Source organism: Pseudomonas sp. WS 5079 (assembly GCF_012985465.1).
GTDB lineage: Bacteria > Pseudomonadota > Gammaproteobacteria > Pseudomonadales > Pseudomonadaceae > Aquipseudomonas.
Genome location: NZ_JAAQWN010000012.1, coordinates 60,226 through 75,194 on the forward strand (window position 1 = coordinate 60,226; position 14,969 = coordinate 75,194).

General features: G+C 59.7%; 12 protein-coding genes. All 12 read left to right on the top strand.

All coding sequences use genetic code 11. From position 1 onward, the window contains the following. Positions 1–15 precede the first annotated feature (15 nt). The 12 genes from uppS to dnaE all read left to right on the top strand — a co-directional run bounded on the left by uppS (position 16) and on the right by dnaE (position 14,916). Complete coding sequence (gene uppS, locus HBO05_RS25510; RefSeq protein ID WP_169955739.1) at positions 16–771, top strand: polyprenyl diphosphate synthase; 756 nt, start codon at positions 16–18, stop codon at positions 769–771. Next, the gene (locus HBO05_RS25515) at positions 771–1,577 is read left to right on the top strand and encodes a phosphatidate cytidylyltransferase (protein WP_169955740.1); all 807 of its coding nucleotides are present in this window, start codon (positions 771–773) and stop codon (positions 1,575–1,577) included. The genes uppS and HBO05_RS25515 overlap by 1 nt, the downstream gene beginning before the upstream one ends. Then, complete coding sequence (gene ispC / locus HBO05_RS25520; RefSeq protein WP_170058331.1) at positions 1,574–2,764, top strand: 1-deoxy-D-xylulose-5-phosphate reductoisomerase; 1,191 nt, start codon at positions 1,574–1,576, stop codon at positions 2,762–2,764. Before HBO05_RS25515 ends, ispC begins: the two co-directional genes overlap by 4 nt. A gap of 35 nt (positions 2,765–2,799) precedes the next feature. After that, entirely contained in the window at positions 2,800–4,152 is a 1,353-nt protein-coding gene (gene rseP, locus HBO05_RS25525) for a sigma E protease regulator RseP (protein WP_169955455.1), read from the top strand. Positions 4,153–4,226: 74 nt separating this feature from the next. Continuing rightward, the gene (gene bamA / locus HBO05_RS25530; protein WP_169955456.1) at positions 4,227–6,614 is read left to right on the top strand and encodes an outer membrane protein assembly factor BamA; all 2,388 of its coding nucleotides are present in this window, start codon (positions 4,227–4,229) and stop codon (positions 6,612–6,614) included. Positions 6,615–6,659: 45 nt separating this feature from the next. Then, positions 6,660–7,163 (top strand): OmpH family outer membrane protein, encoded by a 504-nt coding sequence (locus HBO05_RS25535; RefSeq protein ID WP_003219314.1) that lies wholly within the window; start codon positions 6,660–6,662, stop codon positions 7,161–7,163. Between the two features lie 3 nt (positions 7,164–7,166). Then, positions 7,167–8,222 (top strand): UDP-3-O-(3-hydroxymyristoyl)glucosamine N-acyltransferase, encoded by a 1,056-nt coding sequence (gene lpxD / locus HBO05_RS25540; protein WP_172314546.1) that lies wholly within the window; start codon positions 7,167–7,169, stop codon positions 8,220–8,222. Positions 8,223–8,332: 110 nt separating this feature from the next. Beyond that, entirely contained in the window at positions 8,333–8,773 is a 441-nt protein-coding gene (fabZ, locus tag HBO05_RS25545) for a 3-hydroxyacyl-ACP dehydratase FabZ (protein ID WP_029297270.1), read from the top strand. Further along, entirely contained in the window at positions 8,770–9,546 is a 777-nt protein-coding gene (lpxA, locus tag HBO05_RS25550; RefSeq protein ID WP_169955458.1) for an acyl-ACP--UDP-N-acetylglucosamine O-acyltransferase, read from the top strand. The genes fabZ and lpxA overlap by 4 nt, the downstream gene beginning before the upstream one ends. 2 nt (positions 9,547–9,548) lie before the next feature. Beyond that, positions 9,549–10,688 (top strand): lipid-A-disaccharide synthase, encoded by a 1,140-nt coding sequence (gene lpxB / locus HBO05_RS25555; RefSeq protein ID WP_170042923.1) that lies wholly within the window; start codon positions 9,549–9,551, stop codon positions 10,686–10,688. Continuing rightward, complete coding sequence (gene rnhB, locus HBO05_RS25560) at positions 10,685–11,317, top strand: ribonuclease HII (protein WP_169955460.1); 633 nt, start codon at positions 10,685–10,687, stop codon at positions 11,315–11,317. The genes lpxB and rnhB overlap by 4 nt, the downstream gene beginning before the upstream one ends. A 77-nt stretch (positions 11,318–11,394) precedes the next feature. Then, positions 11,395–14,916, top strand: coding sequence for a DNA polymerase III subunit alpha (gene dnaE, locus HBO05_RS25565; protein ID WP_169955461.1), 3,522 nt, complete (start codon positions 11,395–11,397; stop codon positions 14,914–14,916). Positions 14,917–14,969: the final 53 nt, after the last annotated feature.

Consider the following 14,969-nt stretch of genomic DNA (forward strand, 5'->3'; position numbering starts at 1 on the left):
GGTCAGGACGCTTTCATGGAAAAGACCAAGCAGACTGTGCCCTCCGCGGTGCCGCGCCATGTCGCGATCATCATGGATGGGAATAATCGCTGGGCGAAAAAACGCTTTATGCCAGGTGTCGCCGGGCATAAAGCGGGTGTCGATGCGGTACGGGCCGTGATCGAGGTGTGTGCCGAGGCCAAGGTCGAGGTATTGACCTTGTTTGCCTTCTCCAGTGAAAACTGGCAGCGCCCGGCCGACGAAGTCAGCGCCTTGATGGACCTGTTCTTCAAGGCCCTGCGTCGTGAGGCCAAGCGCCTGAACGACAACAACATCAGCTTGCGCATCATCGGCGATCGCTCGCGGTTCCATCCGGAGCTGCAGGCGGCCATGCGTGAAGCCGAGGCGATCACCGCTGGCAGCAACCGCTTCGTCCTGCAAATCGCCGCCAATTATGGCGGGCAATGGGATATCGCCCAGGCTGCGCAGCGCCTGGCGCGTGAAGTGCAGGCCGGCCATCTGCGCCCGGAAGACATCACGCCCGAGTTGTTGCAAACCTGCCTGGTGACTGGCGACCTGCCGTTGCCGGACCTGTGCATCCGTACCGGTGGCGAGCACCGCATCAGCAACTTCCTGTTGTGGCAGTTGGCCTATACCGAGCTGTACTTCTCCGACCTGTTCTGGCCGGACTTCAAACACGATGCCATGCGCAATGCGCTGGCCGATTTCGCTTCCCGTCAGCGTCGCTTCGGTAAAACGAGCGAGCAGATCGAAGCTGGAGCCCGGGTTTAATGCTTAAACAACGAATCATCACGGCACTGATCCTGCTGCCGATCGCTCTGTGCGGGTTTTTCCTGCTCGAAGGCGCAGGTTTTGCACTGTTCATTGGCCTGGTCGTGACCCTGGGCGCCTGGGAATGGGCGCGCCTGGCAGGGTTCGCCGAGCAACTGCCGCGGGTGGTGTACGCCGCCGTTGTCGCGTTGTTGCTGTTCCTGATGTACATCCTGCCGGATGTCGCACCCTGGGTGCTCGGGGCTGCGGTGCTGTGGTGGGCGTTGGCGACATTCCTGGTGTTGACCTACCCGCGTACCAGCAGCCAATGGTCCAGCGTCGCCTGCAAGCTGGTGATCGGCCTGCTGATCCTGCTGCCGGCCTGGCAGGGCCTGGTCTATATCAAGCACATGGCCCTGGGCAACTGGTTGATCATGGCGGTGATGGTACTGGTCTGGGGCGCGGACATCGGTGCGTACTTCTCCGGCCGTGCCTTTGGCAAGCGCAAGCTGGCCCCGGCGGTCAGTCCCGGCAAGAGCTGGGAAGGGGTGTACGGCGGGCTGGCGTTGACGTTGCTGATCACCCTGGTTGTTGGCGTTGTGCGCGAGTGGGATGCCAAGCAAATCCTCCTGGCCCTGGTCGGTGCGGCGGTGGTGGTGCTGATCTCGGTGGTTGGCGATCTGACCGAAAGCATGTTCAAGCGCCAGGCAGGCATCAAGGACAGCAGTAACCTGCTGCCGGGCCATGGCGGCGTGCTGGACCGCATCGACAGCCTGACGGCGGCGATCCCGGTGTTTGCCGTGCTGTTGTGGATGGCCGCTTCGTGAGCCGCCTACAGCAAGTGACCGTGCTGGGAGCAACCGGCTCGGTCGGGTTGAGCACGCTGGATGTGATTGCCCGTCACCCTGAGCGCTATCAGGTATTCGCCCTGACCGGCTTCAGCCGCTTGAGCGAGCTGTTGGCGTTGTGCGTGCGGCATGTGCCGCAGTTCGCGGTGGTGCCGGATGCAACTGCCGCCCGTGGTTTGCAGGACGACCTGCGGGCTGCGGGCCTGTCGACCGAGGTATTGGTCGGCGAGGGGGGCTTGTGTCAGGTGTCCGCCGCCTCTGAAGTGGATACTGTGGTCGCCGCCATCGTCGGCGCTGCTGGCTTGCGTCCAACCCTCGCAGCGGTTGATGCGGGCAAAAAAATCCTGTTGGCCAATAAAGAAGCGCTGGTGATGTCCGGTGCGCTGTTTATGCAGGCTGTGCGCAAGAGCGGCGCGGTGCTGTTGCCGCTGGACAGCGAACACAATGCGATTTTCCAGTGCATGCCGGGCGATTTTGCCCGCGGCCTGAGCCAGGTGGGCGTACGGCGTATCTTGCTGACCGCCTCCGGTGGCCCGTTCCGCCAGACCCCATTGGCCGAGTTGGAGCACGTTTCTCCCGATCAGGCCTGCGCCCATCCCAATTGGTCGATGGGGCGCAAGATCTCGGTGGATTCGGCGAGCATGATGAACAAGGGGCTCGAGCTGATCGAAGCCTGTTGGCTGTTTGATGCTCGGGCCGAGCAGGTCGAGGTGGTGATTCATCCGCAAAGCGTGATTCATTCCCTGGTCGACTATGTGGATGGTTCGGTGTTGGCCCAGTTGGGCAACCCGGACATGCGTACGCCAATCGCCAATGCCCTGGCCTGGCCCGAGCGGATCGATTCGGGGGTTGCACCCCTGGACCTGTTCGCCATCGCACGCCTGGATTTCGAAGCGCCGGATGACCAGCGCTTCCCCTGCCTGCGCCTGGCGCGTGAGGCGGCAGAGGCGGGCAACAGCGCTCCGGCTATGTTGAATGCGGCCAACGAGGTCGCGGTTGCTGCGTTTCTTGATCGGCGCATCCGCTTTCCACAGATCGCGAGTATCATCGAGGAAATTTTGAGTCTCGAGCCGGTGGTTGCCGTAAATGATTTGGGCGCCGTATTCGAGGCGGATGCCAAGGCCCGGGTCTTGGCCGAGCAATGGTTGAAACGCCACGCAGGTTAGTCGGCAGGCGCGGGATTGGAATGCGGAGAGATTAGATGAGTGCGCTCTACATGATTGTCGGCACCCTGGTTGCTCTGGGTGTGCTGGTCACTTTTCACGAATTTGGTCATTTCTGGGTGGCGCGCCGTTGTGGCGTCAAGGTCCTGCGTTTTTCCGTGGGTTTTGGCATGCCGCTGCTGCGCTGGCACGACCGCAAGGGCACCGAATTCGTGATCGCCGCCATTCCCCTGGGTGGCTACGTCAAGATGCTCGACGAGCGCGAAGGCGAAGTGCCGGCTGATCAACTGGACCAATCTTTCAATCGCAAGACCGTTCGTCAGCGTATTGCCATCGTGGCGGCTGGCCCGATCGCCAACTTCCTGTTGGCCATGGTGTTTTTCTGGGTCCTGGCAATGCTGGGCAGCCAGCAGGTGCGCCCGGTTATCGGTGCGGTGGAGGCGGGCAGCATTGCAGCCAAGGCTGGTTTGAGCGCCGGGCAGGAAATTGTTGCTATTGATGGTGAACCGACTACAGGCTGGGGGGCGGTCAATCTGCAGTTGGTTCGCCGCCTGGGTGAGAGTGGCACCGTACAGCTGGTGGTGCGCGAGCAGGACTCCACGGCCGAGACGCCGCGCGAGCTGGTACTGGACAAGTGGCTCAAGGGCGCTGACGAGCCTGACCCGATCAAATCCCTGGGGATTCGCCCATGGCGTCCGGCGCTGCCGCCGGTACTGGCGGAGCTCGATCCCAAGGGGCCGGCCCAGGCTGCCGGCCTGAAGACCGGTGATCGTTTGCTGGCCCTTGATGGTCAGGCGCTGGGCGACTGGCAGCAAGTGGTTGATCTGGTTCGTGTACGTCCTGATACGAAAATTGTGCTGAAAGTTGAGCGCGACGGTGCTCAAATCGACGTCCCTGTTACCCTTGCGGTGCGCGGAGAGGCCAAGGCGGCCGGCGGGTATCTGGGGGCGGGGGTCAAAGGTGTCGAATGGCCGCCATCGATGGTGCGCGAGGTCAGCTTCGGGCCGTTGGCGGCAATTGGCGAGGGTGCACGACGCACTTGGACCATGAGCGTACTGACCCTCGATTCGCTGAAGAAAATGTTGTTCGGCGAGCTCTCGGTAAAAAACTTGAGTGGACCGATAACCATTGCTAAAGTGGCGGGCGCTTCTGCCCAGTCGGGTGTTGCTGATTTCCTGAATTTCCTGGCTTATCTGAGTATTAGCCTTGGGGTTCTGAATTTGTTGCCCATTCCAGTACTGGATGGGGGGCATCTGTTGTTTTATCTCGTCGAGTGGGTGCGTGGTCGCCCCTTGTCGGATCGGGTGCAGGGTTGGGGGATACAGATCGGTATCAGTTTGGTGGTTGGGGTGATGTTGTTAGCCCTGGTCAACGATCTGGGACGTCTGTAACGCTTCGCTGAATTGCGAATCTGCCGCATTTTGCGGCAGTTTGTTTATTGCCAGTTGGAATAAGAAAGGACTTCATGAAACGTCTGCTGCTAACTGCGGTTCTCACCGTATTGATGATCGCCGAAGTTCACGCCGAGTCCTTCACCATCTCCGATATTCGCGTCAACGGCCTCCAGCGGGTTTCCGCGGGTAGCGTCTTTGGCGCCTTGCCGTTGAACGTTGGGGAACAGGCTGACGACCGTCGCCTGGTGGAATCCACTCGTGCGCTGTTCAAAACCGGCTTCTTTCAAGACATCCAACTGGGTCGTGAAGGCAACGTCCTGGTCATCACTGTCGTCGAGCGACCTTCTGTCGCCAGTATCGAGATCGAAGGCAACAAGGCGATCTCCACTGAAGACTTGATGAAAGGTCTCAAGCAATCCGGCCTGGCCGAAGGCGAGATCTTCCAGCGCGCCACCCTCGAAGGCGTGCGTAACGAGCTGCAACGTCAGTACGTTGCCCAAGGCCGCTACTCGGCTTCCGTGGAAACCGAAGTGGTGCCGCAGCCGCGCAACCGTGTTGGCCTGAAGGTCAACATCAACGAAGGCACCGTGGCGGCGATCCAGCACATCAACGTGGTGGGTAACACCAAGTTCGCCGACGAAGACCTGATCGACCTGTTCGAGCTCAAGACCACCAACTGGCTGTCGTTCTTCAAGAACGATGACAAGTACGCCCGTGAAAAACTCTCCGGTGACCTGGAGCGCTTGCGCTCCTATTACCTGGACCGTGGCTATATCAACATGGATATCGCTTCGACCCAGGTGTCCATCACCCCGGATAAGAAGCACGTGTACATCACCGTCAACGTCAACGAAGGCGAGAAGTACCGCGTTCGTGACGTGAAGCTCAGCGGCGACTTGAAAGTGCCTGAAGACCAGGTCAAGTCCCTGCTGTTGGTCCAAAAAGACCAGGTGTTCTCGCGCAAGCTGATGACCACCACTTCCGAACTGATCACCCGTCGCCTGGGTAACGAAGGCTATACCTTCGCCAACGTCAACGGCGTGCCGACCCCACATGATGATGACCACACCGTGGACATCACTTTTGTCGTCGATCCGGGCAAGCGTGCCTACGTCAACCGCATCAACTTCCGTGGCAACACCAAGTCCGAGGACGAAGTGCTGCGTCGTGAAATGCGCCAGATGGAAGGTGGCTGGGCTTCGACCTACCTGATCGACCAGTCCAAGACCCGTCTTGAGCGCCTGGGCTTCTTCAAGGAAGTCAACGTCGAAACCCCGGCCGTACCGGGTGTGGATGACCAGGTCGACGTGAACTACGCAGTGGAAGAGCAAGCTTCCGGTTCGATCACCGCCAGCGTCGGTTTTGCACAGAGTGCCGGCCTGATCCTCGGTGGTTCGATCACCCAGAACAACTTCCTGGGTACCGGTAACAAAGTATCCATCGGCCTGACCCGCAGCGAATACCAGAGCCGCTACAACTTCGGTTATGTGGACCCCTACTGGACTGCTGACGGTGTGAGCCTGGGCTACAACGCCTTCTACCGCACCACCGACTACAAAGACCTCGACGTCGACGTTGCAAGCTATGCGATCGACAGCCTGGGTGCCGGTGTGAACGTGGGCTACCCGATCAGTGAGACCTCGCGTCTGACCTTCGGCCTGACCGCGCAGCAGGATGAGATCAAGACCGGTGTCTACACCGTGGATGAGATCTTCGACTTCACCCGCCGCGAAGGTGACAAGTTCCTCAACTTCAAGGCCTCGGCCGGTTGGTCCGAGTCCACCCTGAACAAAGGCGTGCTGGCCACCCGTGGTCACTCCCAGAGCCTGACCCTGGAAGCCACCACACCAGGTAGCGACCTGTCGTTCTTCAAGCTCGACTACCGTGGCCAGTTGTTCACGCCGTTGAGCGATAACTACACCATGCGCCTGCACACGGAATTGGGCTATGGTGATGGCTACGGTTCGACCGATGGCTTGCCGTTCTACGAGAACTACTATGCCGGTGGCTTCAACTCGGTACGTGGCTTCAAGGACAGCACCCTGGGTCCACGTGGTACGCCAAGCCGTGGTGTTGCTGAAACTGGTAACGTCGGCACCGTACGTGACTCAGACAATGATCCGCTGCCGTTCGGTGGTAACGTGCTGATCCAAGGTGGTGCGGAAATTCTGTTCCCGCTGCCGTTCGTCAAGGACCAGCGCTCCCTGCGGACCTCGGTCTTCTGGGATGTGGGTAACGTATTCGACTCCAAGTGCGAGCAGATCCGTAACCCTAGCGGCTTGAAGTCCAACACCCAGTGCAACGACGTAAGCCTGAGCAATCTGGCCAGTTCCGTGGGTGTGGGTGTGACCTGGATTACCGCCCTGGGCCCGTTGAGCTTCGCCTTGGCGATGCCAGTCAAGAAACCGGATAACGCTGAAACCCAGATTTTCCAATTTTCCCTCGGCCAGACGTTCTAAGCGTCCGACCCAAGATAACGACAACGGATTCTGTAGGAGTGCATCGTGCGTAAGTTGACTCAATTGGTTCTTCTGGCAACCGTGCTGGTCGCAACCCCGGCGTTTGCCGAAATGAAAATCGCCGTCCTGAACTATCAGATGGCCCTGCTGGAATCCGATGCGGCCAAGAAGTACGCCGTGGATGCCGAGAAAAAATTTGGTCCGCAACTGACCAAGCTCAAGACCCTGGAAAGCAGTGCCAAGGGCATCCAGGACCGCCTGGTCGCCGGTGGCGATAAAATGCAGCAAGGCGAGCGCGAGCGTCTGGAGCTTGAGTTCAAGCAAAAGGCCCGTGACTATCAGTTCCAATCCAAGGAGCTGAACGAAGCCAAGGCTGTTGCTGACCGTGAAATGCTCAAGCAACTGAAGCCTAAACTCGACAGCGCCGTGGAAGAGGTCATCAAGAAAGGTGCCTTTGACCTGGTCTTCGAGCGTGGCGCCGTGATTGACGTCAAGCCTCAATACGACATCACCCGCCAGGTGATCGAGCGCATGAACCAGCTGAAGTAAGCCATGACCGCGACTATCAAACTCGGTCAATTGGCCGAGTTCCTGGGGGCTACCTTGCGTGGCTCCAAGGAGAAGGAAATCACTGGGCTAGCCACCTTGCAGGAGGCTGGCCCAGCTCAGTTGAGCTTCCTCGCAAATCCCCAATACCGTAAATACCTGGGCGACAGCCAGGCCGCAGCCGTGTTGCTGAAGGCCGCTGACGCCGAGACGTTTGCCGGGGATGCGCTGGTGGTGGCCGACCCTTATGCCGCATACGCGCGGGTTTCCCACTTGTTCGACCCGAAACCCAAGGCTGCCCCTGGTATCCATCCTTCTGCGGTCATTGCCAATGATGCACTGGTGGATCCTGCGGCCAGCATCGGTGCTTTTGCGGTTATCGAAAGTGGTGCGCGCATTGGTGCCGGCGTGACTGTTGGTGCCCATTGCTTTATCGGTGCTCGCAGCGAAATCGGTGCAGGCGGCTGGCTCGCGCCGCGCGTGACCCTGTACCACGATGTGCGTATCGGGCAGCGGGTAGTGATTCAGTCGGGTGCCGTGATCGGCGGCGAAGGCTTCGGCTTTGCCAATGAGAAGGGCATCTGGCAGAAGATCGCCCAGGTCGGCGGTGTGCTGATCGGTCACGATGTGGAGATCGGTGTCAACACTGCTGTCGATCGCGGGGCCTTGGCCGATACGGTGATTGGCAATGGTGTGAAGTTGGATAACCAGATCCAGATCGCCCACAACGTACAGATTGGCGATCACACGGCCATGGCCGCGTGCGTCGGCATCTCCGGCAGCACCAAGATCGGCAAGCATTGCATGCTGGCCGGCGGTGTCGGCTTGGTGGGCCATATTGAAATCTGTGACAACGTATTCATTACCGGCATGACGATGGTGACCCACTCGATTACCGAGCCAGGGGCCTACTCTTCCGGTACAGCGATGCAACCCGCGGCCGAGTGGCGCAAGAGCGCGGCCCGTTTAAGGCAGCTCGACGACATGGCGCGGCGCCTGAAACATCTGGAAAAGCGTGTTGGGGACGTGACCCCTGGCAGTAATGTTTCATCAGATGGCTGATACCATTTCCATATCAAGTGTGCACAGCAGCTAGACTGCCTTCTTGATTTGCTAGAGGGGCGTGCCTTAGTCCGCGCGCTCCCAATCTTTATTACAGGCTTCCCCCCGAAATGATGGACATCAACGAGATTCGCGAATACCTGCCTCACCGTTACCCGTTCCTACTGGTGGACCGTGTAGTGGAACTGAATGTTGAGGAAAAGCGCATTCGTGCCTACAAGAATGTCAGCATCAACGAACCATTCTTCAATGGTCATTTCCCCGCGCATCCAATCATGCCGGGCGTGTTGATCATCGAAGCGATGGCGCAGGCCGCTGGTATCCTGGGTTTTAAAATGCTCGACCTGAAGCCTGCCGACGGCACGCTTTACTATTTCGTGGGCTCCGACAAGCTGCGCTTTCGCAACCCGGTCACCCCAGGCGACCAGTTGATCCTGGAAGCCAAGTTCGTGAGCTGCAAGCGCCAGATCTGGAAATTCGAATGCCAGGCGTCCGTTGACGGCAAGCCTGTGTGTTCCGCCGAAATCATCTGTGCGGAACGCAAACTATGAGTTTGATTGACCCTCGCGCAATCATCGATCCGACGGCCGTGCTGGCCGCCGACGTTGAGGTCGGCCCTTGGTCGATCATCGGCGCTGGTGTGGAAATCGGCGAGGGAACAGTCATCGGGCCGCACGTGATCCTCAAGGGGCCGACCCGCATTGGCAAACACAACCGCATCTACCAGTTTTCCTCGGTAGGTGAAGATACGCCGGACATGAAGTACAAGGGTGAAGAAACCCGCCTGGTAATCGGTGATCACAACATCATTCGTGAAGGCGTGACCATTCATCGTGGCACTGTGCAGGACCGGGCAGAAACTACCCTGGGTGATCACAATCTGGTGATGGCCTACGCGCATATCGGACACGACAGCGTTATTGGCAACCACTGCATCCTGGTCAACAACACTGCACTGGCCGGCCATGTGCATGTTGACGACTGGGCGATCCTGTCTGGTTTTACCCTGGTGCATCAGTACTGCCATATCGGCGCCCACAGCTTTTCCGGCATGGGCACTGCTATTGGCAAGGATGTGCCGGCGTTCGTCACGGTATTTGGCAACCCTGCCGAAGCCCGCAGCATGAACTTCGAAGGCATGCGCCGCCGGGGTTTCAGCGAAGAGGCCATTCACGCCCTGCGTCGCGCCTATAAGGTGGTGTATCGCCAGGGCCTGACGGTTGAGCAGGCATTGGCCGAACTGGCCGAGCCAGCGGCGCTGTTTCCAGAGGTTGCCATCTTCCGTGATTCGATCCAGGCATCGACTCGCGGCATCACCCGCTGATCATGGCCACGCTGCGTATTGCATTGGTGGCCGGAGAAGCTTCCGGCGATATCCTCGGCGCTGGCCTGATGCGCGCCATCAAGGCGCAGCATCCAGCTGTTGAGTTTATTGGGGTCGGCGGCCCGCTGATGCAGGCCGAAGGCCTGACTTCCTACTTTCCCATGGAGCGTTTGTCGGTCATGGGGCTGGTGGAAGTGCTGGGGCGCCTTCGCGAGCTGCTGGCTCGGCGCAAACTGCTGATCCAGACCCTGATTGCCGAAAAACCGGACGTCTTTATCGGTATCGACGCACCGGACTTCACCCTCAATATCGAACTCAAGCTGCGTCAAGCCGGAATCAAGACCGTGCATTACGTCAGCCCGTCCGTGTGGGCGTGGCGGCAGAAGCGCGTGCTGAAGATCCGCGAAGGCTGCGACCTGATGCTGACCCTACTGCCTTTCGAGGCGCGGTTCTATGAAGAGAAGGGCGTGCCGGTAAGGTTTGTCGGCCATACCCTGGCCGACACCATCCCGCTACAGGCGGATCGCGCCGCTGCGCGCGCCGAGTTGGGCCTGCCCGACGGGCCGCTGGTGGCGTTGATGCCCGGCAGCCGTGGCGGTGAGGTCGGTCGCCTGGGCGCACTGTTTTTCGATGCGGCCCAGCGCCTGCAGGCGTTGAAGCCAGGAGTGCGATTTGTACTGCCGTGCGCCAGCCCGCAGCGCCGTGCACAGATCGAAGCCTTGCTGGTGGGGCGCGACTTGCCGTTGACGCTGCTCGATGGTGGTTCGCACCTGGCTCTGGCCGCCTGTGACGCGGTGTTGATCGCCTCTGGTACCGCCACGCTGGAGGCCTTGCTCTACAAACGCCCGATGGTCGTGGCCTATCGTTTGGCGCCGCTGACCTACTGGATTCTCAAGCGCATGGTCAAAAGTCCTTACATCTCTTTGCCCAACCTGCTTGCCCAGCGCCTGTTGGTGCCGGAGTTGCTGCAGGACGCTGCAACCCCCGAAGCATTGGCCCAGACCATTCTGCCGTTGATCGACGGTGGTGAAGAGCAGACCCGTGGGTTCGACGAAATTCACCGTACCTTGCGCCGTGATGCGTCGAACCAGGCCGCAGATGCCGTATTGACCTTGATCGGCCGCCAGCAGGAAACCCTATGAAGACGCAAATAGGCCTGGATTTCAGCCTGGTCGCCCAAACCCACGAACTGGTTGCCGGTGTCGATGAAGTCGGGCGTGGTCCGCTGTGCGGTGCGGTGGTCACGGCGGCGGTGATCCTTGACCCGAATCGCCCGATTCTCGGCCTCAACGACTCGAAGAAACTCACCGAAGCCCGTCGTGAAAAACTTTTTGACGAAATTTGCGAAAAGGCCCTCAGCTGGCATATCGCCAGGGCAGAGGTCGAGGAAATCGACGAGTTGAACATCCTGCATGCCACGATGCTGGCCATGCAGCGCGCCGTCGAGGGCCTGCATATCACCCCGAAACTGGCGATGATCGACGGGAATCGCTGCCCGAAGCTGGCGATGCCGGCCGAAGCGGTGGTCAAGGGTGATAGCAAGGTTCCGGCGATTGCCGCTGCCTCGATTCTCGCCAAGGTCAGCCGCGACCGTGAAATGGCGGCGTTCGAGTTGATCTACCCAGGCTATGGCATCGGTGGTCATAAAGGCTACCCGACGCCCGTTCATCTGGAAGCCCTCGCCCGATTGGGCCCGACGCCGATCCACCGCCGCTCGTTTGCCCCGGTACGCCAGGCTTACGAGGTGCGCGAAAGCCTGGCCGAGATTTAGGCGCAGGCTGATGTTTTACTCAAGGCCCGGTACAATCCGGGCCTTGTTGTTTTCACACGTATCTAGACAGGATCACTATGCCGGCTTCATTCGTTCACCTGCGCCTGCACACTGAATACTCCCTGGTCGACGGCCTGGTACGGATCAAACCACTGGTCAAAACCCTGGTGGGCATGAACATGCCGGCCGTTGCGGTGACCGATCAGAACAACATGTGTTCCCTGGTCAAGTTCTACAAGAGCGCCATGGGCGCCGGCATCAAGCCGATCTGCGGCGCCGACTTGTGGCTGTCCAACAAAGATCCGGATAACGCCTTGAGCCGCATCAGCCTGCTGGCGATGAACGGCGTGGGCTATCGCAACCTGACCGAACTGATTTCCCGTGGTTTTATCGACGGCCAGCGCAATGGCTCGATCATCATCGAGCGCGAATGGGTGGCCGAGGCCAGCGAAGGGCTGATCATGCTGTCGGCCGCCAAAGAGGGCGAGATCGGGATCGCGTTGCTGGGCGGTAACCCGCACGAGGCCGAGGTGCTGGCCAGTGAGTGGATGCAAGTCTTTCCCGACCGCTTCTACCTGGAGGTCCAGCGCACCAATCGCCCCAACGATGAAGAACATCTGCACGCTGCCGTGGCCCTGGCCGAAAAGCTGGGTGCGCCGCTGGTAGCCACCAACGATGTCCGTTTTATCAAGAAGGAAGACTTCGAAGCCCACGAAACCCGCGTGTGCATCGGCGAAGGCCGGGCGCTGGACGATCCACGGCGCTCGAAGAACTACAGCGAAGAGCAGTACCTCAAAAGTGCCGAGGAAATGGCTGAGCTGTTCAGCGATTTGCCCGAGGCCCTGGAAAACTCCGTCGAAATTGCCAAGCGCTGCAATATCGAAGTGAAGCTGGGCAAGCACTTTTTGCCCAACTTCCCGATTCCCGATGGCATGACCATCGATGAATACTTTCGCAAGGTGTCCTTCGATGGCCTGGAGGAGCGCCTTGCCGTCCTGCTGCCCAAGGACACAACCGAAGACTACGAAGCCAAGCGCCAGGTGTATGTCGACCGGCTGAATTTCGAGCTGGATATCATCATCCAGATGGGGTTCCCTGGTTACTTCCTGATCGTAATGGACTTTATCCAGTGGGCCAAAAGCAACGGCGTGCCGGTGGGGCCTGGCCGGGGGTCGGGTGCTGGCTCGCTGGTAGCTTATGTGCAGAAGATCACTGACCTTGACCCGCTGGAATATGACCTGCTGTTCGAACGGTTCCTGAACCCGGAACGGGTATCGATGCCCGACTTCGACGTCGACTTCTGCATGGATGGTCGTGACCGGGTAATCGAATATGTGGCCGAGAAATACGGCCGTAACGCGGTAAGCCAGATCATCACCTTCGGCTCCATGGCGGCCAAGGCGGTAATCCGCGACGTGGCGCGGGTGCAGGGCAAGTCCTACGGCCTGGCGGATCGTCTGTCGAAGATGATCCCCTTTGAAGTCGGCATGACCCTGGAAAAGGCCTACGAGCAGGAAGAGATCCTGCGTGACTTCATCAAGGTCGATGAAGAAGCCGCCGAAATCTGGGACATGGCCCGCAAGCTCGAAGGCGTGGTGCGTAACGTCGGTAAGCACGCCGGTGGCGTGGTAATCGCTCCGACCAAGTTGACAGACTTTTCGCCGATCTATTGCGACGAAGAAGGCGATGGCCTGGTAACCCAGTTCGACAAGGACGACGTGGAGGCGGCCGGCCTGGTGAAGTTCGACTTCCTCGGCCTACGGACCCTGACGATCATCGACTGGGCGCTCAAGACCATCAACCGCGAGCGTGCCAAGGTCGATGAGGCGCCGCTGGATATCGCCTTTATCCCGCTGGACGACAAGCCGACCTACGCGCTGCTGCAAAAAGCTGAAACCACTGCGGTGTTCCAGCTTGAATCCCGCGGCATGAAGGAGCTGATCAAAAAGCTCAAGCCCGACTGCCTGGAAGACTTGATCGCACTGGTGGCCCTGTTCCGTCCGGGCCCACTGCAATCGGGCATGGTTGATGACTTTATCAACCGTAAGCACGGGCGCGCCGAGCTGGCTTACCCGCACTCCGACTACCAGTACGAAGGCCTCAAGCCGGTACTGGCACCGACCTACGGCATCATCCTGTATCAGGAACAGGTGATGCAGATCGCCCAGGTCATGGCCGGCTACACCCTAGGCGGCGCGGACATGCTGCGCCGGGCCATGGGTAAGAAAAAGCCCGAGGAAATGGCCAAGCAGCGCGGCGGTTTCATTGAAGGTTGCGCCACCAACAACATCGACGCTGACCTGGCCGGTAACATCTTTGACCTGGTGGAAAAATTCGCCGGTTATGGCTTCAACAAATCCCACTCCGCCGCCTACGGCCTGGTGTCGTACCAGACTGCGTGGCTGAAGGCCCACTACCCGGCGCCGTTCATGGCGGCGGTGCTGTCGGCGGATATGCACAACACCGACAAGGTCGTGACCTTGATCGAAGAAGTGCGGACCATGAAGTTGCGCCTCGACGCGCCGGATGTGAACGCCTCGGAGTTCAAGTTCACCGTGAACGACGAAGGCCGCATCATCTATGGCCTGGGCGCGATCAAGGGGGTGGGCGAAGGCCCGGTCGAGGCAATCACCGAGGCGCGCCAGGATGGTCCGTTCAAGGACCTGTTCGACTTCTGCGCCCGGGTCGACCTCAAGCGCATCAACAAGCGTACCCTCGATGGCCTGATCCGCAGCGGTGCACTCGATCGTCTCGGTCCGTATTTCCATGACGAGCCGAAGGCCTACCAGGCCAATATCGACCGCAACCGCGCGGTGCTGCTGACCGCCATGGAAGAAGCGATCAAGGCCGCCGAGCAGACCGCCCGCACCCACGACAGCGGGCATGCCGACCTGTTTGGCGGGCTGTTCGTCGAAGAAGATGCCGATGTGTACGCTAACCACCGCAAGGCCAAGGAGCTGACCCTCAAGGAACGCCTCAAGGGTGAAAAAGACACCCTGGGCCTGTACCTCACCGGTCACCCGATTGACGAATATGAAGGCGAGATCCGTCGTTTTGCCCGCCAGCGCATCATCGACCTGAAGCCGGCGCGCGATACCCAGACTGTCGCCGGGATGATCATTGCCCTGCGGGTGATGAAGAACAAAAAGGGCGACAAGATGGGGTTCATCACCCTTGATGACCGCTCCGGGCGTATCGAGGCGTCGCTGTTTGCCGACGCGTTTCATTCTGCGCAGTCGCTGTTGCAGACCGACGCGATGGTGGTGGTGGAAGGGGAGGTCAGCAACGATGACTTCTCCGGCGGTCTGCGCCTGCGGATCAAACGCGTTATGAGCATGGAAGATGCCCGCACCAACCTGGCCGAAAGCCTGCGCCTGAAGGTGAAAACCGAAGCGCTCAAGGGCGATCAGCTACGCTGGCTGGGGGACTTGCTCAAGCGTCACCGTGGCGCGTGCCCGGTGACCATGGAGTATACCGGCAGCGATGCCAAGGCGATGTTGCAGTTCGGTGAGACGTGGCGAATTGACCCGGCCGATGGCTTGATTCAAGCATTGCGTGACCAGTTCGGGCGTGACAACGTCTTCCTCCAATACCGTTGACGGTCAGGGCTGCCCTTGTACCCCTGACCTCGACTCGACATTTAATCTCGACC